Source organism: Pseudooceanicola sp., from assembly GCF_041987405.1.
Lineage (GTDB): Bacteria > Pseudomonadota > Alphaproteobacteria > Rhodobacterales > Rhodobacteraceae > Pseudooceanicola.
In genome coordinates, this window is record NZ_JBHIWR010000001.1 from 601,863 (window position 1) to 625,255 (window position 23,393).

23 protein-coding genes are annotated in these 23,393 nt (G+C 65.1%); 14 read left to right on the forward strand and 9 right to left on the reverse strand.

The features are described from left to right. The first annotated feature begins 49 nt into the window (after window positions 1-49). Window positions 50-802, forward strand: a complete 753-nt coding sequence (locus ACFC2Y_RS02935) for an SDR family NAD(P)-dependent oxidoreductase (RefSeq protein ID WP_375173557.1) — start codon at window positions 50-52, stop codon at window positions 800-802. A 319-nt stretch (window positions 803-1,121) separates the two neighbouring features. Here the strand turns inward: ACFC2Y_RS02935 and ACFC2Y_RS02940 are convergent, their stop codons facing one another. After that, entirely contained in the window at window positions 1,122-1,712 is a 591-nt protein-coding gene (locus ACFC2Y_RS02940) for a TetR family transcriptional regulator (RefSeq protein ID WP_375173558.1), read from the reverse strand. Between the two features lie 92 nt (window positions 1,713-1,804). Between ACFC2Y_RS02940 and ACFC2Y_RS02945 the strand changes: the two genes are divergently transcribed. Beyond that, complete coding sequence (locus ACFC2Y_RS02945; protein WP_375173559.1) at window positions 1,805-2,266, forward strand: (2Fe-2S)-binding protein; 462 nt, start codon at window positions 1,805-1,807, stop codon at window positions 2,264-2,266. A 3-nt stretch (window positions 2,267-2,269) separates the two neighbouring features. Then, window positions 2,270-4,513, forward strand: coding sequence for a molybdopterin cofactor-binding domain-containing protein (locus tag ACFC2Y_RS02950; RefSeq protein ID WP_375173560.1), 2,244 nt, complete (start codon window positions 2,270-2,272; stop codon window positions 4,511-4,513). A gap of 771 nt (window positions 4,514-5,284) precedes the next feature. Here the strand turns inward: ACFC2Y_RS02950 and ACFC2Y_RS02955 are convergent. After that, the gene (locus tag ACFC2Y_RS02955) at window positions 5,285-6,064 is read right to left on the reverse strand and encodes a gamma-glutamyl-gamma-aminobutyrate hydrolase family protein (protein WP_375173562.1); all 780 of its coding nucleotides are present in this window, start codon (window positions 6,062-6,064) and stop codon (window positions 5,285-5,287) included. A 198-nt stretch (window positions 6,065-6,262) separates the two neighbouring features. On the opposite strand from ACFC2Y_RS02955, the gene pepN reads away from it, so the two are divergent. The 5 genes from pepN to gatB all read left to right on the forward strand — a co-directional run bounded on the left by pepN (window position 6,263) and on the right by gatB (window position 13,540). Beyond that, window positions 6,263-8,815 (forward strand): aminopeptidase N, encoded by a 2,553-nt coding sequence (pepN, locus tag ACFC2Y_RS02960; protein WP_375173563.1) that lies wholly within the window; start codon window positions 6,263-6,265, stop codon window positions 8,813-8,815. Window positions 8,816-8,911: 96 nt separating this feature from the next. Continuing rightward, entirely contained in the window at window positions 8,912-9,655 is a 744-nt protein-coding gene (locus ACFC2Y_RS02965; protein ID WP_375173564.1) for an SDR family oxidoreductase, read from the forward strand. A 72-nt stretch (window positions 9,656-9,727) separates the two neighbouring features. After that, on the forward strand, window positions 9,728-10,573 hold the full coding sequence (locus ACFC2Y_RS02970; RefSeq protein WP_375173565.1) for a DUF6544 family protein: 846 nt from the start codon (window positions 9,728-9,730) through the stop codon (window positions 10,571-10,573). Between the two features lie 207 nt (window positions 10,574-10,780). After that, window positions 10,781-11,947 (forward strand): hypothetical protein, encoded by a 1,167-nt coding sequence (locus ACFC2Y_RS02975; RefSeq protein ID WP_375173566.1) that lies wholly within the window; start codon window positions 10,781-10,783, stop codon window positions 11,945-11,947. A gap of 78 nt (window positions 11,948-12,025) precedes the next feature. Beyond that, window positions 12,026-13,540, forward strand: coding sequence for an Asp-tRNA(Asn)/Glu-tRNA(Gln) amidotransferase subunit GatB (gatB, locus tag ACFC2Y_RS02980; protein WP_375173567.1), 1,515 nt, complete (start codon window positions 12,026-12,028; stop codon window positions 13,538-13,540). Between the two features lie 249 nt (window positions 13,541-13,789). Here the strand turns inward: gatB and ACFC2Y_RS02985 are convergent, their stop codons facing one another. Beyond that, on the reverse strand, window positions 13,790-14,308 hold the full coding sequence (locus tag ACFC2Y_RS02985; protein ID WP_375186397.1) for a hypothetical protein: 519 nt from the start codon (window positions 14,306-14,308) through the stop codon (window positions 13,790-13,792). Window positions 14,309-14,458: 150 nt separating this feature from the next. On the opposite strand from ACFC2Y_RS02985, the gene ACFC2Y_RS02990 reads away from it, so the two are divergent. From ACFC2Y_RS02990 to ACFC2Y_RS03000, 3 genes are all read left to right on the forward strand, one after another. After that, window positions 14,459-14,971: an acyl-CoA thioesterase gene (locus ACFC2Y_RS02990; RefSeq protein ID WP_375173569.1), complete on the forward strand. Its 513-nt coding sequence runs from the start codon at window positions 14,459-14,461 to the stop codon at window positions 14,969-14,971. After that, the gene (locus ACFC2Y_RS02995) at window positions 14,968-15,438 is read left to right on the forward strand and encodes a thioesterase family protein (protein ID WP_375173570.1); all 471 of its coding nucleotides are present in this window, start codon (window positions 14,968-14,970) and stop codon (window positions 15,436-15,438) included. Before ACFC2Y_RS02990 ends, ACFC2Y_RS02995 begins: the two co-directional genes overlap by 4 nt. 144 nt (window positions 15,439-15,582) lie before the next feature. Further along, a complete protein-coding gene (locus ACFC2Y_RS03000) occupies window positions 15,583-16,116 on the forward strand; it encodes a DUF4177 domain-containing protein (RefSeq protein ID WP_375173571.1) in 534 nt (177 codons plus the stop codon). A gap of 18 nt (window positions 16,117-16,134) precedes the next feature. On the opposite strand, the gene ACFC2Y_RS03005 is transcribed toward ACFC2Y_RS03000, so the two are convergent. Further along, window positions 16,135-16,392 (reverse strand): BolA family protein, encoded by a 258-nt coding sequence (locus ACFC2Y_RS03005; protein ID WP_375173572.1) that lies wholly within the window; start codon window positions 16,390-16,392, stop codon window positions 16,135-16,137. A gap of 74 nt (window positions 16,393-16,466) precedes the next feature. On the opposite strand from ACFC2Y_RS03005, the gene ACFC2Y_RS03010 reads away from it, so the two are divergent. After that, window positions 16,467-17,096 (forward strand): DnaJ domain-containing protein, encoded by a 630-nt coding sequence (locus tag ACFC2Y_RS03010; RefSeq protein WP_375173573.1) that lies wholly within the window; start codon window positions 16,467-16,469, stop codon window positions 17,094-17,096. Window positions 17,097-17,114: 18 nt separating this feature from the next. Here the strand turns inward: ACFC2Y_RS03010 and ACFC2Y_RS03015 are convergent, their stop codons facing one another. From ACFC2Y_RS03015 to ACFC2Y_RS03030, 4 genes are all read right to left on the reverse strand, one after another. Next, entirely contained in the window at window positions 17,115-18,269 is a 1,155-nt protein-coding gene (locus ACFC2Y_RS03015; RefSeq protein WP_375173574.1) for an HPP family protein, read from the reverse strand. A gap of 362 nt (window positions 18,270-18,631) precedes the next feature. After that, the gene (locus ACFC2Y_RS03020; RefSeq protein WP_375173575.1) at window positions 18,632-19,444 is read right to left on the reverse strand and encodes a hypothetical protein; all 813 of its coding nucleotides are present in this window, start codon (window positions 19,442-19,444) and stop codon (window positions 18,632-18,634) included. A gap of 24 nt (window positions 19,445-19,468) precedes the next feature. Beyond that, window positions 19,469-20,161 carry an anti-sigma factor domain-containing protein gene (locus tag ACFC2Y_RS03025; RefSeq protein WP_375173576.1) on the reverse strand — a complete coding sequence of 231 codons (693 nt, stop codon included), beginning with the start codon at window positions 20,159-20,161 and terminating at the stop codon, window positions 19,469-19,471. After that, on the reverse strand, window positions 20,158-20,700 hold the full coding sequence (locus ACFC2Y_RS03030; RefSeq protein ID WP_375173748.1) for a sigma-70 family RNA polymerase sigma factor: 543 nt from the start codon (window positions 20,698-20,700) through the stop codon (window positions 20,158-20,160). Before ACFC2Y_RS03030 ends, ACFC2Y_RS03025 begins: the two co-directional genes overlap by 4 nt. 132 nt (window positions 20,701-20,832) lie before the next feature. Here ACFC2Y_RS03030 and cobS point away from each other — a divergent pair, with 132 nt between their 5' ends. Beyond that, complete coding sequence (gene cobS / locus ACFC2Y_RS03035) at window positions 20,833-21,816, forward strand: cobaltochelatase subunit CobS (protein WP_375173577.1); 984 nt, start codon at window positions 20,833-20,835, stop codon at window positions 21,814-21,816. Between the two features lie 276 nt (window positions 21,817-22,092). On the opposite strand, the gene ACFC2Y_RS03040 is transcribed toward cobS, so the two are convergent. Then, a complete protein-coding gene (locus tag ACFC2Y_RS03040) occupies window positions 22,093-22,701 on the reverse strand; it encodes an NADPH-dependent FMN reductase (RefSeq protein ID WP_375173578.1) in 609 nt (202 codons plus the stop codon). Window positions 22,702-22,914: 213 nt separating this feature from the next. On the opposite strand from ACFC2Y_RS03040, the gene ACFC2Y_RS03045 reads away from it, so the two are divergent. Continuing rightward, complete coding sequence (locus ACFC2Y_RS03045; RefSeq protein WP_375173579.1) at window positions 22,915-23,304, forward strand: hypothetical protein; 390 nt, start codon at window positions 22,915-22,917, stop codon at window positions 23,302-23,304. The last annotated feature ends 89 nt before the right edge of the window (window positions 23,305-23,393 follow it).

Below are 23,393 nucleotides of genomic sequence, written 5' to 3' on the forward strand. Positions count from 1 at the left end.
GGCGGGGCTAAGGTCTGGCGGAATTTAATTTCGCGCGGGAGGGCGGATCATGATGCTGACAGGGAAACACGCCATCGTCACCGGGGGTGGCACGGGGATCGGTCTTGCCATCGCGCGGGCGCTGGTGGCCGAGGGCGCGCAGGTGACGATCACCGGGCGGCGGCTGGCGGTGCTGGAGGACGTGGCCGAAGAGGGCATGTTCCCGATGGTCATGGATGTGACCGACGAAGCCCAGATCATCGAGGTGACCGCCGCTGCGGTGGCGGCGCGCGGTCCGATCCAGATCTGCATCGCCAATGCGGGGATCGCCGAGGGGCGCAAGCTGCACAAGACGACCTCCGACTTCTGGCGCAAGATCATGACGACCAACCTCGACGGGTGTTTCTACACGGTGCGCGAGAGCCTGAAGTCGATGATGACGACGGATTATGGCCGGGTGATCGCCATCTCCTCCATCGCGGGGGTGCGCGGGTCGGCGGGGGCCGGGGCCTATGCGGCATCGAAACACGGGGTAATCGGGATGATCCGTTCCTTCGCGGAGGATTTCCTGAAGGAGCCCTATACCTTCAACTCGATCTGCCCGGGCTATGTGGACACGCCGATCGTGACCCGCAACACCGATGCGATTTCGCAGCGGGCGGGCGTGTCGGAGGAAGAGGCGCGAAACATGATGGTGGACCTCAACCGCCACAAGAAGCTTATCGCGCCCGAGGAGGTCGCCGCAGCGGCACTGTGGCTGTGCAACCCGGTCTGCGAAAGCGTCAGCGGGACCGAGGTGCAGATTGCCGGCGGTCAGGTGTGAGTTTTATCGCCGCGGTCGACTGAGTGTTCAGACCTGGCCCCCGCCCGTGTGGGCGAATACGTCCGGTTGTTCTGGTGTGAGCCGCTTTCGATGGAAACAGGTTCGGACTGAGGGCAGCGCCGACCCGAGGGGTGGCGCACAAGCGCCGCCCCATGGGGGCGGGTCGGCGCTGCCCGGCGTGCCGCCGGGCGAGAGATATGCTCGGGGCTTCGAAAAATCTTCGAAGGAAAAACCGACCAAAAGAATTTCAAGGGGCACCGGAACGCCCGACACCCGCAGGGCGGGATAACCCCGCCGCCCCGGCCAGCGGCTCAACACCTCACGGCGTCAACCCGCGCGCCATCAGATCCGCGAAAATCTCCAACCGGGCGACGTAATCGCGATAGTTCTTCGCCGTCATCTTCAGCCCGTGCTGGCCCGCAATGATCGCATCCGCGACACGTCCGGCATCGCCATCGGGCAGGTAGATGCGCCCTGCGGCCGCCTCATCCGTCAGCCAGGAGACCCAGACCGCCGCAATCTGTTCATTGCCGCGCCGGGTCTCCTCCTCCGCCTCGCCGGATTTCATCGACAAAAGCTCTTCGCCATGCGGGCTGTCCAGCAGGGCCTCGGCCAATTCGCCTGTACCAGAGGCGCAGGCCAGTTGCAGCGCCTCGCGCAGCGGACGACCGGGGCGCAGCGCCTCTTTCAGCGCGGCGAGCGCGACCGTGAAATAGGCCTCGACCCCGTGGGACAGGATGTCTTCCTTGTTGCGGAAGTGCTGGTAGATCGCCGCCCGCGACATGCCCGCCGCCTTGGCAATATCCTCCATCGAGGCGCGCCGATAGCCGTAGAGCGCGAAAACAGACAGCGCCGCATTGAGGATGCGGGCGCTTTTTTCATCAGCGGATGGAAGGAGTTGGAGCGTCATTCCGGCGTTCTGACAGAATTTGTGAAAACTGTCAATTGACAGAGTGACAATCTAAGCGCATTTTGTCATTGCGTAATCAGGGAGACGATTCCATGGCCAATCTGACGATCAACGGCACCGCGCAGCGTGTCGATCTGCCCGACGAGGTGCCCCTGCTCTGGGCGCTGCGGGACGGTCTGAACATGACCGGGACGAAGTTTGGCTGCGGGGTCGCGGCCTGCGGCGCCTGCACCGTGCATATCGATGGCGAGGCCGTCCGCTCCTGTCAGGTCGCCATCGGCGATGTCTGGGGCGAGGTGACGACGATCGAGGGTGTCGGAACGCCCGAGACCCCCGCCCTGCTGCAACAGGCCTGGGTGGATCACCAGGTGGCCCAATGCGGCTATTGCCAGTCCGGCCAGATCATGCAGGCGGCGGCGCTGCTGGCGGAGACGCCCAATCCCACGGATGCGGAGATTGACGAGGCCATGGCAGGCAACCTCTGCCGCTGCGGCACCTATCCGCGCATCCGCGCCGCGATCCATGACGCCGCGCAGAAGATGCAGGAGGCCTGATCCATGTCACGTATCGGAAAAATCGCCCGCCGCACCTTCCTGATCGGCACCGCCGCCGTGGCCGGTGGCGTTGCCTTCGGCGTCTATGCCGCGCGCAAACCTGCCCCGAACCCGCTGTCGCCCGGTGAGGGCGAAGTGGCGCTGAACCCGTTTATCGTGGTGGATGGCGACGGCGTGACCGTCATCGTGCCCAAGGCCGAGATGGGCCAGGGCGTACGAACGACCTGGGCCGCGCTGGCAGCGGAGGAGCTGGACATGGACCCGGCCGATCTGCGCATCGAGCATGGCCCCCCGGGCAAGGCCTATTACAACCGGGGCATGGGCGCGCAATTGCTGCCCGAGGCGGAGTACAGACTGTCGGCCTGGCAGGAATCGCTTGGCGAACAGATGACTGTCATGGGCAAGTTCCTGAACCTGCAGATCACCGGCGGCTCGACCTCCACCGTCGACGGGTTCGACAAGATGCGCCATGCAGGCGCCTCCGCCCGCGAAACGCTGAAAGAGGCGGCGGCGCTGAGGCGCGGCGTAGACCGCTCGACCCTCAAGACCGAGGGCGGCGCAGTGATTGCCCCCGATGGCACGCGGATCGCCTATTCCGAGCTGGCGCTGGAGGCGGCGGAGATCGAGCCGGTGCGTGCCGATCTGCGGCCGAAATCCACCTGGCGCTATATCGGCAAGAGCCAGCCGCGCCATGACCAGATGCCCAAGGCGACCGGCACGGCGGAGTTTTCCATCGACGTGCGCCTGCCCGGCATGAAGTTCGCCGCGCTCAAGCGGAACCCTTATCAGGGCGGCGCGATGAATGGCTTTGACGCCGCCGCCGCGCTGGAAGTGCCGGGCGTGGAGGATGTGATCGACTTGGGCGACGGGGTCGCGGTGGTCGCCAACAACTCCTGGTCCGCGATGCAGGGGGCGGAGGCGGTCAGCTTTGACTGGGGTAAGGGCCCCTACCCCGAAACGACCGAGGAAATCTTTGCCGACATCGCCCGGGTGATGGAGGGGGACCCGAATTCCACCTTCCTCGACCGCGGCGATGTGGAGAGCCTGCCCGAGGGGGCGGAGCTGCTGACGGCGGAATATTCGGTGCCCTATCTGAGCCATGCGCAGATGGAACCGCTGAGCGCCACGGCCCTGCACCACGGCGACCGGATGGAGGTCTGGTCCGGCAACCAGATCCCCGTGCATTGCCGCGACGCCGCCGCCGAGGAGGCGGGGCTGGAGGCCGAGGCGGTGGAGTTGCACACGACGCTCATGGGCGGCGGCTTCGGTCGGCGCGGGTACAAGGACTTCACCCGCTACGCCGCGCGGCTGGCGACAAAGATGCAGGGCACCCCGGTCCAACTGCTATGGTCGCGCGAAGAGGACATGACCCATGGCAATTACCGCCCCGGCGCGCTCGGCTCCTTCCGGGGCGCGGTCAAGGACGGCAAGCTGGTGATGCTGGACGGCAAGATCGGCGGCCAGCCGGCGACCAACGGGGTGATGCCGGTTCTTCTGGGCTTTACGCCGCCGGGGCCGGACAAGATCCATGTCGAGGGCGCCTTTGACCAGCCCTATGCGATCCCCAATGCGCGGATCCGGGGCTACCTGTCGCGGATCGGCCTGCCGGTCGGGCCCTGGCGGTCCGTGGGGGCCTCGGTCAACGGGTTCTTCTTTGACAGCTTCATGGACGAGCTGGCCCATGCCGCAGGTGCCGACCCGCTGGAGTTCCGGCTGGCGCTGATGCGCGCCGAAGATCCCCGGTCGGCCAAGGTGCTGGAGGCGGTACGCGACAGCTGTGACTGGACCGGCCAGACGCCGGAGGGCGTGGGTCGGGGTGTTGGCTTCTGCTATTCCTTCGGCACCCCGGTGGCCGAGGTGATCGAGGTGCATCAGACCGACGGCGGCATCCGCATCGCCAAAGCCTGGATCGCCGCAGACCCCGGCATGGCGGTCGATCCGAAAAACATCGAGGCGCAGCTGTTTGGCGGCATGGTCTACGGGCTGTCGGCGGCGGTGCATCAGCAGATCACCTTTGCCGATGGCGCGGCGGAGCAGTTGAACTTCTACGATTTCGACTCCATCCGCATGAACACGATGCCGGAGGTGATGGAGATCCGCATCCTCGAAAACGGCCACAAGATCAGCGGTGTGGGCGAGCCGGGGACACCCCCGGCAGCGGCGGCCCTGGCCAATGCGCTGTTCGACCTGACCGGCCAGCGGGCGCGGCGGCTGCCGCTGGCGCAGGAGTTCGATTTCGTTGCCTGAGCGGGCGGTCTGTCACTCACGTAAGCGCGGCCCCGAACCTCCCTCCCCCTGAGAGAGGTTCGGGGCTGAGGTCGTGTCCGCTTAGGAGGGGTGATGGCCAGGGCTGAGCTGGTCCTTCCTCCGGGCATCGCGGGCAGCGTATCCTGAAACGGCCTGCTGACCCCCTCGCAAGGGGGCCTAAGCTTGTCGGAGAGAGCGAATCGGAATTTCCTCGAGACATGGGCGTGTTGGGAGGAAGTCCGCAGCGACCTGCAATACTGGTCGGCTCCGGCGATTTTCATTTTGAAAAAAAGAACTTTCCGCTTCAGGGCAGATCGGCCGCCGATCTAGACCTGAACTTACCGAATATCATGGCGATGCGCGGCGTGAAGCGATGGACCGAAGTTGACGACAACGGCACAGGAAAGCCCATCCTCTTTTCAATCCGAAAAGGCCCGCTCCGAATTCTTGACGCAGTGCAGTCCGCGCCTCCACCTTCGGATCGCACAGTGTTCAAAAAGTTAACAACGGCACAAAGTTCGCGGCAATTCCGGGGCCAGACATGGCAATGCACCGGACAGATCGCCTCCTGCGGATGCTACCACGCGTCTCACCGCGCCGCTGACATTGCTCGGGCTTCGGTGACGCCGAGGCGTTGAAACCATTGAACCCAAATTGCTTTTCATCACCCAGGGGCGCCTTATCGGGCGCCCCCATTTCGTACCGGGTGGGATAAGGCCGCAAGGCGCCGTGCTAGCCGTCCACGATTGCGGAGCGGCGAGACGGACCCGCTCAGGCGCTCTTGGCCAACGCCAGGGGCTGTCGGCGTTCCATCCACAACCGGGCCGCGTCTCCGAAGGCTTCGAACAGCGGGCGCGAGACCGGATCCTGTGCGGCGTTGAACTCCGGATGCCACTGGACCGACAGGGTGAAGCCCGGCGCGTCCTTGATATAGGCCGCCTCGGCGGTGCCATCCGGCGCCGTGCCATCGACGACAAAGCGGTCGCCCGCCCGGATCACCGCCTGGCCGTGCAGCGTATTGGTCATCACTTGAGTGGCGCCGAACACCTTGTGGAAGGGGCCGCCCTCGCTCACCGTCACCTTGTGGCGCAGGGCGAAGCGTTCTTCCTGCGTGCCGTTCGGGGGCATGCGGTGGTTCATCCGTCCCGGCACATCCCGGATTTCCGGATGCAGGGCCGATCCCATGGCGACCGCGACCTCTTGAAAGCCGCGGCAGATGCCTAGGAAGGGCTGCCCCCGCTCAACGCAGGCGCGCACCAGCGGCAGGGTGATTGCATCCCGCCCCCGGTCAAATGCCCCATGGGCAACGGTTTCCTCTTCGCCGTATTCCTCCGGATGGACGTTCGGGCGGCCGCCGGTCAGCACGAAACCGTCGAAGGTCTCCAACAGTTCCTCCACCGACATCAGGCGGGGGTCCGCGGGGATCAGCAGGGGCATGCCGCCCGCCGCCTCGGCCACGGCCTCGGAATTCATCACGCCGCCCATATGGGTGCGATAGCCTTCGTTCATGACGTGCAGGTTGGTGATGATGCCGATGCGGGGGCGTGCCATGGTTTGTCCGGTCCTTTGTCTGAGTGACTATATACAGTGCGGCGCGGCCCTGTGGAACAGGTCAGGCTGTGCGTGAGCGCAGAGACGATCCGCACAGCCTGTCAAATGTGCAACTCCGACGAAAATTTCCGGGGCCTTGCGCTCCCCCGCCCCGGGTGGAACAACCGGCGCACTTCCCGATGCCAAGGAGAGCAGGCCATGAAGGACGCGGAAAATCCTACCATCTACCTCAAGGACTATACCCCGCCTGCCTGGCTGGTCGAAGACGTCCACCTGACCTTCCGCCTCGCCCCCGAGGCCACGCGTGTGGTGTCGAAGATCCGTTTTGTCCCGAACCCCGCCACGGCTGACCGGAGGTTTTTCCTGGAGGGCGAGGAGCTCAAGCTGATCTCCGCCCGGATCGACGGGGTGGAGGTCAAGCCCGAGGTGACGGCGGAGGGGCTGACCTGCGCCGTGCCTGATGACGCCTTTACCTGGGAGGCGGAGGTCGAGATCAGCCCGGCGACGAATACCGCGCTCGAAGGGCTCTACATGTCGAACGGCATGTATTCGACCCAATGCGAGGCGCAGGGTTTCCGCAAGATCACCTACTACCCCGACCGGCCCGACGTCATGTCGGTCTTCACCGTCCGGATCGAAAGCGACCTGCCCGTGCTGCTGTCCAACGGCAACAAGGTGGCGGAGGGCAACGGGTTCGCCGAATGGCACGACCCCTGGCCCAAACCTGCGTACCTGTTTGCGCTGGTAGCGGGGGAGTTGCTGAACCTGCCCGGCAGCTTCACCACGCGGTCGGGCCGCGAGGTCGAGCTGAACGTCTGGGTCCGCAAGGGCGACGAGGACAAATGCGACTTCGCCATGGAGGCGCTGAAAAAGTCGATGACATGGGACGAGGAGGTTTATGGTCGGGAATACGACCTCGACATCTTCAACATCGTGGCGGTGGACGACTTCAACATGGGCGCGATGGAGAACAAGGGGTTGAATATCTTCAACTCCTCCGCCGTTCTGGCCAGCCCCGAAACCGCGACGGATGCGAATTTCGAGCGGATCGAGGCGATCATCGCGCATGAGTATTTCCATAACTGGACCGGCAACCGGATCACCTGTCGCGACTGGTTCCAGCTGTGCCTGAAGGAGGGGCTGACCGTCTTCCGCGATGCTCAGTTCACCGCCGACATGCGGTCCGAACCGGTGAAGCGGATCTCCGACGTGCTGGACCTGCGCGGGCGGCAGTTCCGCGAGGATGGCGGGCCGCTGGCCCATCCGGTGCGACCGGAAAGCTTTCAGGAGATCAACAACTTCTACACCGCCACCGTCTATGAGAAGGGCGCCGAGGTGATCGGCATGCTCAAGCGGCTGGTCGGGGATGAGGCCTATGGCCGCGCGCTGGACCTCTATTTCGAGCGGCACGACGGGCAGGCCTGCACGATCGAGGACTGGCTCAAGGTGTTCGAGGATGCGACGGGTCGCGACCTGACGCAGTTCAAGCTGTGGTACAGCCAGGCCGGCACGCCGAAGGTCACCATGACCGACGACTGGGCCGATGGCACCTATACCCTGCACCTGAAACAGACCCTGCGCCCCACGCCGGAGACGGCGGAGAAAAAACCCCAGGTGATCCCCTTTGCCATCGGGCTGCTCGATCCCTCGGGCGAGGAGGTCGTGCCCACCACCCTGCTGGAATTCACCGAAGCCGAGCAGAGCTTCACCTTCGAGGGGCTGGCGGAGCGTCCCATCCCCTCCCCCCTGCGTGGCTTTTCGGCCCCGGTGATCTTGCAGCGGGAGGTGACGAATGCCGACCGCGCCTTCCTGCTGGCCCATGACACGGACCCGTTCAACAGATGGGAAGCCGGGCGGCAACTGGCGAAATCCGCGCTGATCGGGATGATCGACGGCGGGCAATCGCCCGATCCCGCCTACCTCGACGGGCTGCAGCGGCTGGTCACGGATGAAAGCCTCGACCCGGCCTTCCGGGCGCTCTGCCTCGGCCTGCCGTCGGAGGACGACCTGGCGCAGAGCTTTGTCGACATGGGCCGCACCCCCGATCCGCAGGCGATCTGGCAAGGGCGGCAAGAGATGCGCGCGGCGCTGGCGGAGGTGCTCTCGGCCGACCTGCCCCGCCTTTACGCCGCGCATCGCGTGCCCGGGCCCTACAGCCCGGAGGCCGGACCGGCGGGCAAGCGCGCACTGACCGGGGCACTGCTGTCGCTGATCACTCTGCGGGATCAGGGGGATACGGCCAGGGCGCAATATGCGGCTGCGGACAACATGACCGAACAGTTGGGCGCCCTCTCGTCGCTCCTGGCGGCCGATCTGGGCTCGCTGGAGCTTGGCCTTTTCGCCGATCAGTGGGCGCATGAGCGGCTGGTGATGGACAAATGGTTCATGGTGCAGGTCGCCCATGCCCGGCCCGATCAGGCGGCGCCGGTGGCGCACTCGCTGACCGAGCGGGCGGATTTCACCATGACCAACCCCAACCGCTTCCGCGCGGTCTTTGGCGCGCTGGCGATGAACCAGGCGGGGTTCCACCATGCCTCCGGCGCGGGTTACCAGCTGATGGCGGACTGGCTGATGAAGCTCGACCCGGTGAACCCGCAGACCACGGCGCGGATGTGTTCGGCCTTCCAGACCTGGCGGCGCTACGATGCGGACCGGCAGGGGATGATGCAGGAGCAGTTGGAGCGGATCGCCGGGTTGAAAGAGCTGAGCCGGGATACGGGCGAGATGGTGGGGCGGATCCTGTCGGCCTGAAAGGGGTCCCGGGGGCTGCGCCCCTCCCCTCCGCTTGCAGTGCGGCATCGCAAGTGCGACCCTGCCTTCTGAACTGAAACGCGAGGCCCGGGACATATGGACAGAACACTACTCATCACCGGCGCAAGCTCCGGCATCGGCGCGGCCTGCGCGCGTCTGGCGGCGGCACCGGGGCAGCATCTGCTGCTGCACTACGGGCGCAACCGGGAAGGGGCGGAGGCGGTGGCCAAGGACGCCAGGGCCAAGGGCGCGACGGTGACCTTGCTTCAGGCCGATGTCGGCGACGCGACGGAGATCGCGCGACTGGGGGCGGAGATGGCCGAGGCGGCGGACCCCGCCCTGCCACTGCATCTGATCAACAATGCCGGGATCGTGGATCAGCGCGCCTCCCTCGCCGATCTGACGGCGGAGCGGCTGACCCGAATGTTCGCGGTGAACACCGTGGGCGCGATCCTTGTCGCGCAGGCGGCGGTGGCGCTGATGCGGCGGGGCGCGGGCGGGCAGATCGTCAATGTCTCGTCGACAGCTGCGCGCAAGGGGATGGGCGGTGAATATGTGGATTATGCCGCCTCCAAGGCCGCGATCGACTGTTTCACCATCGGCCTTGCGGATGAGCTGGCAGCCGAAGGGATAAGGGTGAATGCCGTGCGGCCGGGGCTGATTGAGACCGAGATCCATGCCAAGGGCGGGCAGCCGGAGCGGCTGGACAGTATCGGCCATACCCCGCCCCTCGGCCGCCCCGGATCGACGGAGGAAGTGGCGGAGGTGATCCTCTGGCTGCTATCCGACAGCGCCTCCTACGTCACACGCACCGTCGTGGATGTCGCTGGCGGGCGGTAGGCAAGTTGACCTGCCGCAAGGACGCTGCGGGGCGGCGGGTGGAAGATCGGCGAGTATCTTTCGGAGACCGTCATGCGCATCCTGCTCTTCCTGATCCTGCTTGTCCTTCTCCTGCTCGCTGCGCTCGCCCTCTGGCGGTGGAGCGATCTGCGGCGTGACCGGGCGGAGATGGACCGGCTGCGTGGTCTCGTGGCCGAGGCCAGCGGTCGGTTCGATCCCGCGATGGTCGCCGATCTGCCCGCCCCGGCGCGGCGGTTCTTCGAGGGGGCGATCCGGCCTGGCACGCCCCTTTACCGCGTTGCGGAGATCGAGATGACCGGCCGGTTCGACCTTGGCTCGCTGGAGGCGCCCAGGCCGCTGGAGATGCAGGCGCGGCAGGTTCTTGCCGGGGTGCAGGGCTTTCTCTGGCAGGCGCGGATGCGGGGCGGGATGCGGGTTTCGGGATCCGACAGCGAGGGCTGGACACGGTTCTGGTTGGCAGGGTTGATCCCCGTGGCGCGGGTCGGCGGGGATGCGGATCACCGACGCTCCGCCTTCGGGCGGTCGGTGGCGGAGGCGGTGATCTGGTTGCCCAGTTCCGTCCTGCCGCAACCCGGGGTGACATGGGAGGCGGTCGACGATCAACGGGCACGGGTCACGATCACCCGCGATGGGATGGAGCAGAGCGCGGAGATCACCCTGAATGCGGCGGGACATGCGGTGGAGATCACCCTGCCCCGGTGGAGCAATGCCAACTCGGAGAAAACCTATCGAGTTCAGCCCTTTGGCGGCACCCTGTCTGACCATCGCGAGGTCGGCGGGCTGGTCATTCCCTTTGCGGCGGAGGTGGGCAACCATGTCGGCACGGCAGACTATTTCCCCTTCTTCAAGGCCCGGCTGACGGATGTGCGGTTTCCCGGCTTGGCGGACAGTCCCTGAACTGGCCCCGCCCCATTAAGCCCGGTGGCGAGGATCGGGCAGCTTTGCCTTGGTTCACACCGGATTGCCCAGATCATGCGGGATCGGCCATCAATGTGCCGCGATGTCGACAGGCTGGCCCGGGATTTTCTCGCAATGACCCGAAGGGCGCCGCGTTTCGGCCCGAAAGACGGGTCAGAGTGTCGGCAACAGATGACGGAGCCCCCGATGCCGACCCCCCAACAGCAGACCTCGACCCCCGCCGAGACGACCGCCCGCACCAAATTGCCCGTGCGCGGTGAAACGGTGCAGGACCGCGGTCGCAATGTCTATTTCTCCAAGGGGCAGGATCTGGCCCGGCAGGATCGTTGGGACATGCTGGCCAAACTGATCGCGGAAACGGATCGCAAGCGCGCCTCCTCGCTCTCCGGTGTCTCCATGGCCGCCTTGTTGGCGGACGGGGCGCGGTCGGATGCGGTGCGGCATGCGCGCGGGGCGGTAAGCCAGGGCGATACGGAGGTGCCGGGCGGCATTCTCGCGTTGCAGGAGATCGCCGAAGAACATGAAAACGCCTGGGGGGTCGCGCTGGTCGTCGCCCGGGCGCAGATCGAGTGTGCCTGGGCCTATGAGGGTCAGGTCGATCCCTATGCCTTGCCGTCGGATCCCAGTGACGGCTTCCTTGAACGGTTCGAGGAGGCGGCGACGCTGATCGAACGCGCCACGGCCCAGGCCCCCGAAAGTGCGGAGATCGCCGCGACGCGATGCGACCTTCTGGCGGCGGACCCACGGGCCATGGATCGCGTGGATGATCTGCATATTGCCTCCGTGACCACGGACCGGGACAATCCCGGCCGCATCCGGGCCTATGGCGTGCATCTGCTGCCGCGCTGGTTCGGGACCCATGAGCGCCTGGAAGAGACCGCGCAGAAGGTGGCACGGGACATGCGTCACATCTGGGCCGACGGCGGCTATACCTGGATGTGGTTTGATGCGCTGCGCCTTGATCCGCTGGCGGGGGAAGTGATTGATACACAGCGTTTTATCGCAGGGATGCATGCCATCCTGACATCGCGGCCCGATCCGGTTCTGGCCAATCTCTTTGCCGCCTATGCCGACGGCATGGACCCGGAGGCGGCGCCGGATGATCTGCCCGCTGCCGCGCTGGAGACCCGCGCGCGCATTCATGCCGCCCTGCCGGACCTGACCGAACGCCACCTGACGGAACTGCATCCGCAGGTCTGGGCACGGGCCGATGCCCTGCCCGGCGCGTCGCACCTGGGCCCGCTGTCGTCGGGCCGGATCGCCGCGGCCACGCGGCGGGCCCAGGGCGCCGTGGGAATGGCGCTGGCCCTCACCACGTTGCCCGGCGCCGTCAGCGCCGCCGCGCAACTCTGACCCGGCGCCGTCGCGCCCCTTGCCCCCCTTGCGCCGCTGGCCTAGAACGCCTCTCGATACGGGACATGAGAGGCCGCCATGCTGGACCTGACTTTTGAAGCGCCGAAGCCCAAGGTGATCGCCGGGGCAAAGCATGACTGGGAACTGGTCATCGGGATGGAGATCCATGCGCAGGTCTCCTCCAACGCCAAGCTCTTCTCGGGCGCGTCGACGAAATTCGGGGCCGAGCCGAATTCCAACGTCGCCTTCGTGGATGCGGCCATGCCGGGGATGCTGCCCGTCATCAACGAATTCTGCGTCGAACAGGCGGTGCGCACCGGGCTGGGTCTGAAAGCCCAGATCAACCTGGAAAGCGCCTTCGATCGGAAGAATTATTTCTATCCTGACCTGCCGCAGGGCTACCAGATTTCCCAGCTTTATCATCCGATTGTGGGCGAGGGCGAGGTGCTGGTGGAGCTTTCCGAAGGGGTGGCGCGGCTGGTGCGGATCGAACGGATCCACCTGGAACAGGATGCGGGCAAGTCGATCCATGACATGGATCCGGCGATGTCCTTTGTCGATCTGAACCGGACGGGTGTGGCGCTGATGGAGATCGTCTCGCGCCCCGATATCCGGGGGCCGGAGGAAGCGGCGGCCTATGTGACCAAGCTGCGGCAGATCCTGCGGTACCTGGGGACCTGTGACGGGAACATGCAGAACGGCAATTTGCGGGCGGATGTGAACGTCTCGGTCTGCCTGCCGGGGCAGTATGAGAAGTATCAGGAAACGCAGGACTTTTCGCATCTGGGCACGCGCTGCGAGATCAAGAACATGAACTCCATGCGGTTCATCCAGGCGGCGATCGAGGTCGAGGCGCGGCGGCAGATTGCGATTGTCGAGGCGGGCGGCGAGGTCGTGCAGGAGACGCGGCTTTACGATCCGGACAAGAACGAGACGCGGTCGATGCGGTCGAAGGAAGAAGCCCATGATTACAGGTACTTCCCCTGCCCCGACCTGCTGCCTCTGGAGATCGAACAGGGCTGGGTGGATGACATCGCGGCCTCCCTGCCGGAGCTGCCGGACCAGAAGAAAGCGCGGTTCATCGGGGATATGGGCCTGTCGGATTACGATGCCTCCGTCCTGACGGCAGAGACGGAAAATGCCGATTATTTTGAACAGGTTGTGGCGGCCTGCGGGGACGGAAAACTGGCCGCGAACTGGGTCATCAACGAGCTCTTCGGCCGGTTGAAGAAAGAGGATCACGAGATCGAGGCGAGCCCGATTTCCCCGGCGCGCCTGGGGCAGATCGTGGCGCTGATCAAGAAGGGCGACATCAGCGGCAAGATCGCCAAGGATGTCTTTGAAATCGCTTATACTTCGGACCGCGACCCCGAGGAGATCGTGGAGACCGAGGGGATGAAGCAGGTCACCGATACCGGCGCCATCGAGGCGGCGGTGGACGAGGTGATCGCGGCGAACCCGGCTCAGGTAGAAAAAGCCAAGCAGAATCCGAAGCTTGCGGGCTGGTTTGTCGGCCAGGTCATGAAGGCCACGGGCGGCAAGGCGAACCCGGCGGCGGTGAACCAGATGGTGAGCCAGAAGCTGGGGCTTTGAGGGCGGTGTAGCCCCCCGCGCGCCGGGTTAACGGGGCGCACGGTGGTTTTGGAAGGCCGGGGACGCGAGGGCGTCTCCGGCCTTTATTGTTGGGGATTCTGTGGTCGGTGGCACGTCGGTATTACGTCGGTATTGCGTCGGTGTTTTTTCGGCGGCGGGTGGGCCGGCGGGGTGGAACCCCGCCCTACCGCCATGAGGTGACGCGGGCGGGACGGGTTGGCCCTGCCCGGCCTTCTTCGTGACGCGGGATCACTTGTAGTGGCGTGCCATTTCTTCGCCGAACAGCTGGTCGAATTGTTCGGGCGGGATCCAGCCAACGGGGGCATCATCGAGGTCCTGGCCCAGAAACAGCTTGATCGCGGCGACGGCGTGCCAGCTTTGGCTGCCGGCGGAATGATAGGGCCGCATGGGCACGCGGGTGCCATCCTTCAGAACAAGGTCGGGGCGGTCGATGCCCGAGTCCGTGCCCTGTTGCCCACGAGTGTTTACCTCGGCGGTTTGGACGTCTGACAGGGGCCAGGTCCATGTCTGCGACCCGGTCCGATCATCTACCGTCAGCGTGACGCTGTCGGCGGCGCGATCAATCTTGAGGACGGACCGGATGGCGCTGCGTTTGGCGTAGAGATAAAGCCCCGCAGCTGCCAGGGCCGCGATTGGCAGGGCAATCCAGTCGCCGGACATGGCCATCCAAAGACCACCGCCGATCAGCAGGACGCCAAGGATCGTCAGGGCGATACGCTTGACCGCCTGATCGTCGGTCAGGGTCAAACGGGTGTCTGTTTTCTCTTTGATCCGCATGGGCAGAGCCTATGGGAACCGCCCTTCAAGTCAACGCTGCGCGCCACATGGGTCGTTGGCCGTTTACTCCGCCGTTCACCCATTCTACCAAAGGGTCAAGACACCAGACGGAGCCCGCACATGACCCCAGATCCCTACCGCCGCAATATGTCAGGCGAGGTCATAGATGGCCATTTCCTAAGCGAAGACATGGAGATATTGCCGGAGTGGATCGACTTTAACGGCCATCTCAACATGGCCTACTACAGCGTGCTCTTTGACGTCGGGTGCAATCACGGATTTCGCAAGCTGGGGTTCGGCGATGACTATCGCAAGAGCCACGGGTTCACCACGATGACCGCCGATTTCCGCATCCGCTATCTGCGGGAGCTGCACCTGGGGGATCGGGTGCGGTGTTCGTTCCGGGTGGTGAAGGTCGGGACCAAGGCGTTCCATTATTGTCAGGAGCTGTTCCATTCCGATGGCTGGATCGCGGCGACGGCGGAGGGGGTCAACCTGCATGTGGACATCAAGGCGCGGAAGGTGGCGCCCTATACGGAGGCGCGGCGGAAAGCGCTTGAAGAGATGGCCGCGGAACAGGCAGAGTGGCCCCTGCCCGATTGGGTCGGGCTGCCACTTGGAGTGAGATCTTGAGCGATATTTTCCTGTCAGACCCGATGGATATCAAACCCGACTGGATCGACCAGAACGGTCATCTGAACATGGCCTATTACGGCGTGTTGTTCGATACCGGGGTCGATGAGCTGGCAAAGATGTTCGGGCTGGGATGGGATTATACCGCGGGGGGCACGCATACGACCTATTCCGCCGAATTCCGCATCCGCTATGTCCGGGAGCTGCATCTGGGCGACAGGGTCCGCGTGTCCTTCCGGCTGCTGGATGTGGGGCCCAAGGCCTATCATTTCTGCCAGGAGCTGTTCCATCAGGATGGCTGGGTCGCGGCCACGGGCGAGGGAATATCGCTGCATATCGACCAGTCGGGGCCGCGGGTCGCGCCCTATCCGGAGGCGGTGAAGGCCAAGCTGGACGCCGTTCTGGCGGAGCATGCGAAGCTGCCGGTGCCCGATTGGGTCGGTGCGCCGATGCGCATCCGGAAATAACTCGCGCCCCGGTTTGCACGAAGGCCACAGCCGCGGGGGTTTTGCCCGTTGGGCGGGATTAGCTTTCGAATTCCGGGCGGAAATATGGATACTTGGTCCGAAAGGGCCGTCGCAGGCAGGGGCGGCCGCACAGGGATTGTTGGCATGAACAGGTATGAATACAAGGTGGTCCCCGCGCCGGTGCGCGGAAAGAAGGGACGCGGCGTGCGTGGGCCCGAGGGCCGGTTCGCCCTGTCGCTGGAGCAGCTGATGAACGAGATGGCCGCCGAGGGCTGGGAGTATCAGCGGGCGGAGACGCTGCCGTCGGAGGAGAAATCGGGGCTGACCAAGACCCAGACCGTGTTTCGCAGTGTCCTGATCTTTCGCCGGGCCTCCGCCGCGGATCTGAGCGCCTTTGACCCCCGGGCGGTCGAAACCGACGCCCCCCTGATGCTGCCCGCCGCGGAGGCGTCGTCGCAAGACGAGGCGGAAGATGCACCCGGGCCGGATGAGGCCCCCGGCCTGTCCCGCCTGCTGCAGCGCCGTGCGGCCAGCGTCGCGGGCGGCAAGGACAGCCCGCCCGAGGCCGCGCAGACGGATGAGCGGACCGACCCGGCGACCGGGACGGATGACGAGGATCAAGATGCCGCGGATCGCGCGGGCGCCGACGCCAAGTCCCGCTCCGCCGCTGCCGAATAGGCCGGGCGGCGTCCGGCGCTAGTCCGACAGGTCGAGGGCCAGGGCGTGGATGCGCCCGATCAGGTCGGCCCCGAGAGCGTCATGGACGGCCCTGTGGCGGGCCAGACGGGACAGACCGGCCAGGGACCGGGCGCGCATACGCACATGAAAGTGACTCTGCCCGCCTTCCTGATAGCCCGCGTGACCGATATGTTTTTCGCTTTCGTCAACGACCTCAATCTCTTGAGGCGAAAACCGCTCTTCCAGCCGTTCGCGTATCTCTGCCGATACCAACATTTTTTCTGACCTCGCCTCTTCAATCTCGGGACAGACAGTCTAAACTCCATCGCCTGACTCGGAAAGGACATCCCATGGCCAAGACGGACCCCTTCGGATTCGACATGTCGGTCTCATCTGCAAAGAAGAAGTCCCCGCGCGGCCGACGTGGCATGACGGGCGCGTCTGAAACCTCGCAGAAGGTGTGCGAACATCCCGGGTGTGAAGAGGCGGGCAAATACCGTGCGCCCAAGGCGCCGGATGTGCTGGATGACTACTACTGGTTCTGCAAGGAGCACGTGCGCGAGTATAACCAGAAGTGGAGCTTCTTCGACGGCAAGACCGAGGCCGAGATGAACGCCCAGATGAGCGACGACAAGGTCTGGGACCGCAAGACCAAGCCCCTGGGCGATCCGGAGGCGCGGGCCTGGGCGCGTCTGGGCATCGACGATCCGCATCAGGTGCTAGGCCAGAATGCGACGCGCAATCCGGGGCGCGGCGGCAATGGGGCGACGACCCGGCGGCTGCCCGCGACGGAGCGGCGGGCGATCGAGATCCTGGAGGCCAAGGACAGCTGGACCAAGGCCGAGGTGCGCAAGAGCTACAAGGCGCTGATCAAGGTGCTGCACCCGGATATGAACGGCGGGGATCGGTCGCAGGAAGAACAGTTGCAGCTGGTCGTCTGGGCCTGGGATCAGATCAAGGACAGCCGGAACTTCAAGTAGGCCGGTCGGCCCGGGTCGTTACTCGGTCGCCGGGGCCAGGCTGTGACGTGCCAGGGTGGCGATCAGATCGGTCTGGGTGACAATGCCGACCAGCCTGCCCCGTTCCAGGACCGGCACCGCGTCAACCTCTCCATCCGCCAGCAGGGGCAGAAGCGTTGCAATCGGTGTTCCGGTGGTGGCGCGGGGGCCGGCGACGCTCATCACATCCATTGCCTGAACGGGCCGGTCGCGGGACGGGTCGATCAGCCGTTTCAGCGCGGCGCGGAGGCCGCGGTTCAGGCGGTCCGCATCCTCCTGCGCGCGGATGATCAGATGCATCTGGAAGATCACGCCGAGGAACCGGTCCCCCTCGCCCACGACGGGCAGTGAGGTGAAGCGGTGGTCGCGGAACAGTCGCGCGACCTCGGCCAGCGGGGTGTCGGGGGTGACGGTCACCAGATTGCGGGACATGATGTCCTGGGCCGTTACCGGGCCGGTGCGGTGCGTGGCCGCCTGCAGTTCCGCCGCGCCGACGAGCCGGGCCAGATCCTCCACCCCGAGGTTGAAGGAGTGGCGGTAGCGGTCGAGGATTGCGGTCAGCTCCTCCTCGCTCAGCCCCAGGCGGGTGACGGGCGATTGGTCCTGGGTGCCGTGGCGGTTGGGATCGTCGAACTGGCGGAAGGGATAGTGCCGCCCCGTCAACCGGGCGTAGAGCGCGGCCAGGGCGACGAGGATCACGGTGCCGATCGCGATCGGCGTGAGAGCGAAGAGGAAGCCCAGGTCCTCGATCACCTCCGGGCTCATCGCGGCGGTCATGGCCACCGCGCCGGCGGGGGGATGGACGGCGCGGCACAGGATCGTCGCGGTGATGGCCAGACCGACGGCAAGGGCGATGCGCAGCGCCGGGTCGGGCACGGTCAGACAGACCGCCACGCCGACCAGCGCCGCGACGGTATTGCCGACAACAGCGGACCAGGGCTGCGCCAGCGGGCTGTTCGGCACGGCAAAAAGAAGGACGGAGGTGGCCCCGAAGGGCGCGACCAGGAACAGGCCGTGTTTCAGGTCAATTGCCGGTGACAGCAGGAAGAGGCCCGCGACGCCCAGGCCGAGGACGGCCCCCAGCCCGGCGCGCAGCGCCTCCGTCAGGGGGGTATGGGCGACGGCAGGTCCGAGACCCCGAAACAGTTTCTGCACGATGCGCCCCCCGTTTTCGATGTGCCTTGAATTTCAGCACATCGCGGCGGGTTCAAGCGTAAACAGCGCCGTGGTGGGGGCTGGTCGTATGGGCCGGGGACCAGATCAAGGACAGCCGGACCTTCAGGTGATCTGATCGTTGCGATGACATGGGGTTGGTGCGGTTAAGGGGCCGTTGCCGCGAGTGAGGGGCGTGAGGGGCGGTTTTGGGTTGGGGGGGAATGTGAGCTAGGGGGGCATGTTGCTCATTGGTGGACAGTACATCAATCTACAATTTGGGCGGGGAGCGGGCGTTCTCTGCGCGTGCTGCTAAGGTCAGGTCTGCGGACAAAGCGGACGTCCAAAGACACGTGGCAGTTCTATTATGTCATCGAATACGAGGACCGGGATAAAATTTCAGTTATTCGAGGATCAGTATGGTCCTTCACCGGATCATCAGTTTTTTCAGGAGACCTGTGATATTCGCCCGCATCGAACGCTTCGTATATCTCATAGAATGGATCGGGCACCATCGTGCCCGACTCGAATCCTGAAAGCCACGCCCGCCACAAATCATTCATGATGCAGTCGCAGGTTCGGTAACTCAGAAGCCCTGCAGCATATTTTTCAGCAATCATGAGGGCGACCGAATTGAAAAACTGGTGGTTCCGCAGGTCACCAGCCCAATGCTCGATTAGCTCAGGTTCTATCTCGCGGCGATGCTCGGCGCTCGCAATCTCAGCCATCGCCGTCAGGTGACGTTCAAGTGTATCTCTGTCCGATGAGTTCTCTACGGCACCCAAAGCTTCGTCCCAATGCAACGGCATGCCCTGTCTCGAGCGCCAATTTCCGACACTGATGTTGTCACCATCTGGCATTTGATACTCCCTTACAAGGACCACTTTGGGCTCAAAGCCGTCCTTCGCTTTATTCACCACGAACCACCGCAATGGCCCGATTGCTACGGTTGATATCTGAGACCTGTTCGCCCGCTCCGTCCCGCAGAGCCAAAGTCCATCACCACCAATTCCAGACGGTTTCGCGCGGGAACCAGCGGCTTGCCGGCGCGCCGACACGAGCGCCGCGCATCTCGGCATCACAAGCTGCAACGGGTCGAGGGTCGTCGGCCCTTTTATCGCGCCGTTTCGGGGGGTCAGCCAGCAGATGCGACCCGCTCCAGCAATATCGTGCGCCATGGACGTCCTGCAGGGTGGGCCCGACTAGATCTCCTGCACCGGGCCGACTGCGAGCACATCACCCGTGGGTTGCCCCGTGGGCGAGCCGCCGGCCGGTTCGTCGGAGATGGCCAGGACTGCGCCCGGGATCTTGGCGGCGAGGTCGGCGGGAAGGGTCACGACCTCTGCCTGCGAGCCGTCGGGCCAGACGATGACCGAGACCGGCGCCTCGCCGTCGGCGATCAGCCAGAATTCGAAGGAGCGGTCGGGCGCGTGTGCCCCGGCCTGATATTCCAGCGCCAGTTGCCCGGTGTCCTCGTCGAAGGCGGCGGCAAAGACGACGGCGTTGTCCTCGGCCGCGATGCGGGCCTGATACTCGGGCGCGGCGGGGGTCATGATGCCGGAGCTGATCACCACCCAGGCCAGGCCCGCGGCCAGAACACCGCCCAGAGCATAGCCAAGGATGCCGAAGCCGCGCCGTTTCGGGGCGGTGACCACGGGCGTATCCAGCGCCGAGGTGATCGCGCGCCACAGGCGTTCGGGGGGTGTGACCTCCGGAATGGGGTCGGTCAGGGCGACGAAGCTTTCCTCCCACAGCGCCACTTCGGCGCGCAGGGCCGGATCGCCGCCCAGCCGGTCGTCCACCCGCCGGCGGTCATCGTCGGTGAGCAGGCCGAGGACGTATTCCGCCGCAAGGATGCGGTCGTCATCGTCTCCTATGGTATCCGCGTCGCTCATTCCGACAGACATTCCCTTAGTGTCAAAAGGCTGCGGCGCAGCCAGGTTCTCATCGTGTTCAGCGGCACTTCGAACCGCGATGCCAGATCGGCATATGTGTCGCCCTCAAGATAGGCGCGTCTCACCGCCTCGGCCCGGTCCAGGGGGAGCCGTCCGAAACAATCGACGATCCGTGTCCGGTCCGACGACGCCATGGCCAGCGCCTCCGGCCCCGGGGTTTCATCCGCCACGGCCTCGGCCTCGTCCAGGCCTCCGCCTGCGGCGCGGCGGGCGCGCAGCCTGTCGATGGCGTGGTTGCGGGCAATGGTGATCAGCCAGGTCATCGGGCTGGTGCCGCCTGCCCTGTAGCGCCCCGCGTTGCGCCAGACCTTGACGTAGATTTCCTGAACCGCCTCTTCCGTTTCTGCTTCTGTTCTCAAGATACGCAGCACGGTGCCAAAGAGTTTCGCGGAGGTATGACTGTAGAGCAGGCCAAAGGCCTCGCGGTCGCCGGCGGCGACCTTGTCGATCAGGATTTCGATCTCCTGCCGTGTGGTCATCATGCTCCTTTCCCGGGTCGCGCCCGGAAATGGCCGCGGGACGACCATTTTGCCCTTTCCCTCACCTTTCGCTTCGATATGTTGCGGCGTGGGCTGCAAGCAAGCCCCGCGAAAGGAAAGGACAGGGCGACCATGGCCGAGGGCATGACCGATATCAACGCAAAACCGACCGAAGAGCTTTCGGTTCGTGACGTTTTCGGCCTGGACACTGACATGGTGGTCAAGGGGTTCGAGGACCGCTCGGACCGCGTTCCCGCCATCGACCAGACCTACAAGTTCGACCCGGATACGACGCTGGCGATCCTTGCCGGGTTCTCGCATAACCGCCGTGTGATGGTTCAGGGCTATCACGGCACGGGCAAATCGACTCATATCGAACAGGTTGCCGCGCGGCTGAACTGGCCCTGTGTGCGGGTGAACCTCGACAGCCATATCTCCCGGATCGACCTGATCGGGAAGGATGCGATCAAGCTGCGCGACGGCAAGCAGGTAACGGAGTTCCACGAGGGGATCCTGCCCTGGGCGCTGCGCAATCCGACGGCGATCGTCTTTGACGAATATGATGCGGGGCGCGCGGACGTGATGTTCGTGATTCAGCGGGTGCTGGAGCATGACGGCAAGCTGACGCTGCTGGACCAGAACGAAGTCATCACGCCGAACAAGTATTTCCGCCTGTTCGCGACGTCGAACACCGTGGGTCTGGGGGATACGACGGGCCTGTATCACGGCACGCAGCAGATCAACCAGGCGCAGATGGACCGCTGGTCCCTGGTGGCGACGCTGAACTACCTCAGCCATGACGCGGAAACCGCGATCGTGCTGTCGAAGGCGCCACACTATAATAACGAGAAGGGCCGCAAGACGGTCAGCCAGATGGTGCGGCTGGCGGATCTGACGCGGACGGCCTTCATGAACGGCGATCTGTCGACCGTGATGTCGCCGCGGACGGTGATCACCTGGGCCCAGAACGCGGAGATCTTCCGCAATATCGGTTATGCCTTCCGGCTGACCTTCCTCAACAAATGCGACGAGCTGGAGCGGCAGACGGTGGCGGAGTTCTACCAGCGCTGCTTTGACGAGGAACTGCCGGAGAGCGCGGCCTCGGCGGCGAGCTGAACCGGAAGAAGGGCCGCATCGCGCGGCCCTTTCTTTTTCTCGTCCGTATATTGGCGTCATCCCCGGGCTTGAGCCGGGGAACTTTGGCCAGAGGGCGCGAGAGCGGTACGAGATCCTCGGTTCGAGCCCGAGGATGACGTGGCGCGGGGACGCGACCGGGATCTCGGGGTCCCCGGGTCAGGCCCGGGGAAAGCGCGCGCCGGGGGCGGGAGGAACGAAGGTCGTCGGGAGATCCCCGGGTCGAGCCCGGAGATGACCCGCGTCGGAGCAACGCAGTTACGCCGCCGCCCGCTCTTCGTCCGCATCGCGCGCGGCCATGGTGGCGTTGGCCCACCAGACCAGATCGTCGAGCGCGCCGGTGGCGGCGGGGGCGAGGTTTTCCTCGATCTCTTCGATGGCAGCACCGCCGCCCATGGGGTGGACCTTGAAGAAATCGGCGCCGCCGATGTGGACCGCGCCGCGGACCGGGACCATCTGAAGCTCCACCGCGATGTTGCGCAGGTGTTCGAGCGCGCGGGCCGCGCCGGTGCCGCCGTAGGCAATCGCCGTCATCGGCTTGCGGACCCACTGCGTGTAGGCCTGATCCAGCGCGTTCTTCAGCGCGCCGGAGATGGAGTGGTTGTATTCCGCCACGGTGAAGATGAAGCCGTCGAACTGGTCGAGCTTTTCCTGCCAGGCGACGGCTTTTTCATCCGTGCTGGGCATCCACATGTTCGACGCGGCCTCGTTGAAGAGGGGCAGATCGTAATCCTTGAGGTCGACCAGTTCGACCTCCATGTCGGTGCGGGCCTGGGCCTGTTTCAGCATCCATTGCGCGGGGACGTCAGCCCAGCGGCTGTCGCGGGTGGAGGAGACGATGAGGGCGATACGGGGGGTGCGGGACATCATTGAATTCCTGTGTTGCGTTTCGATGCCCTGGATATTGCCCCTTCTATCGGCGCACGGTAGGCCGCTCACCGCACAGAGTCTGTGCACAGATTGCGAGTCGCGCGGGCCGCGGCACGCAGCACTCCGCCGCCAAGCGATTTCTTCACAACATCGCCGGAAATTCGCATCTTTCTGTCTTTTCGATTAAGAAATGTGCGCTACGCTTGTCTTATGAGCCGGTTATGTACCCTCGCCCTGGTATTCGGACTGGTTGCCCCGGCAACCGGCACCGCCGCGTCGGACGAAATCTCCAATCCGCTCATGGTCTTTGCCGCCTGCGCCGGGCGTCTTTCGGCGGAGATGGAGCATAAATGGCTGGTGGCGGAGAACCCGGACGAGGTCACGCGCCAGCGCGCGGCGATGATCGACCTGGTGGATGCCATCCGTCCGCCGGAGCGCGGGCGGGAGGTCCTCGCCCGCCGGATCGAGGCCAAGTTCGCCCAGGCGGCCTTGCTGCAGCGTGCGCTTTTCAGCACGGATGAGGCGGAGGCGCGCCAGGCCGCCACGCTGGCCCGGGCCGCGCGGCACCGGTGCCTCTACCTGATCCCACAGATCTCCTGATCGCCAGTCACCGGGGTGCCCCCCTTGACCGCGCCGCCGGGTTCGGACGCAATGTCACCATGTCATCCCCCGCCAACATACCCGCATGA

Coding starts and splice junctions, on each gene's coding strand:
- ACFC2Y_RS03025 (WP_375173576.1), bottom strand. CDS start 20,161: ATGAGCGACGCGGATACCATAGGAGACGATGACGACCGCATCCTTGCG.
- ACFC2Y_RS02935 (WP_375173557.1), top strand. CDS start 50: ATGATGCTGACAGGGAAACACGCCATCGTCACCGGGGGTGGCACGGGG.
- ACFC2Y_RS02965 (WP_375173564.1), top strand. CDS start 8,912: ATGGACAGAACACTACTCATCACCGGCGCAAGCTCCGGCATCGGCGCG.
- ACFC2Y_RS02955 (WP_375173562.1), bottom strand. CDS start 6,064: ATGGCACGCCCCCGCATCGGCATCATCACCAACCTGCACGTCATGAAC.
- ACFC2Y_RS02975 (WP_375173566.1), top strand. CDS start 10,781: ATGCCGACCCCCCAACAGCAGACCTCGACCCCCGCCGAGACGACCGCC.
- cobS (WP_375173577.1), top strand. CDS start 20,833: ATGGCCGAGGGCATGACCGATATCAACGCAAAACCGACCGAAGAGCTT.
- ACFC2Y_RS03005 (WP_375173572.1), bottom strand. CDS start 16,392: ATGTTGGTATCGGCAGAGATACGCGAACGGCTGGAAGAGCGGTTTTCG.
- pepN (WP_375173563.1), top strand. CDS start 6,263: ATGAAGGACGCGGAAAATCCTACCATCTACCTCAAGGACTATACCCCG.
- ACFC2Y_RS03040 (WP_375173578.1), bottom strand. CDS start 22,701: ATGTCCCGCACCCCCCGTATCGCCCTCATCGTCTCCTCCACCCGCGAC.
- ACFC2Y_RS03030 (WP_375173748.1), bottom strand. CDS start 20,700: ATGACCACACGGCAGGAGATCGAAATCCTGATCGACAAGGTCGCCGCC.
- ACFC2Y_RS02945 (WP_375173559.1), top strand. CDS start 1,805: ATGGCCAATCTGACGATCAACGGCACCGCGCAGCGTGTCGATCTGCCC.
- ACFC2Y_RS03010 (WP_375173573.1), top strand. CDS start 16,467: ATGGCCAAGACGGACCCCTTCGGATTCGACATGTCGGTCTCATCTGCA.
- ACFC2Y_RS02950 (WP_375173560.1), top strand. CDS start 2,270: ATGTCACGTATCGGAAAAATCGCCCGCCGCACCTTCCTGATCGGCACC.
- ACFC2Y_RS02970 (WP_375173565.1), top strand. CDS start 9,728: ATGCGCATCCTGCTCTTCCTGATCCTGCTTGTCCTTCTCCTGCTCGCT.
- ACFC2Y_RS03045 (WP_375173579.1), top strand. CDS start 22,915: ATGAGCCGGTTATGTACCCTCGCCCTGGTATTCGGACTGGTTGCCCCG.
- ACFC2Y_RS02940 (WP_375173558.1), bottom strand. CDS start 1,712: ATGACGCTCCAACTCCTTCCATCCGCTGATGAAAAAAGCGCCCGCATC.
- ACFC2Y_RS03020 (WP_375173575.1), bottom strand. CDS start 19,444: ATGGCGCACGATATTGCTGGAGCGGGTCGCATCTGCTGGCTGACCCCC.
- gatB (WP_375173567.1), top strand. CDS start 12,026: ATGCTGGACCTGACTTTTGAAGCGCCGAAGCCCAAGGTGATCGCCGGG.
- ACFC2Y_RS02990 (WP_375173569.1), top strand. CDS start 14,459: ATGACCCCAGATCCCTACCGCCGCAATATGTCAGGCGAGGTCATAGAT.
- ACFC2Y_RS03000 (WP_375173571.1), top strand. CDS start 15,583: ATGAACAGGTATGAATACAAGGTGGTCCCCGCGCCGGTGCGCGGAAAG.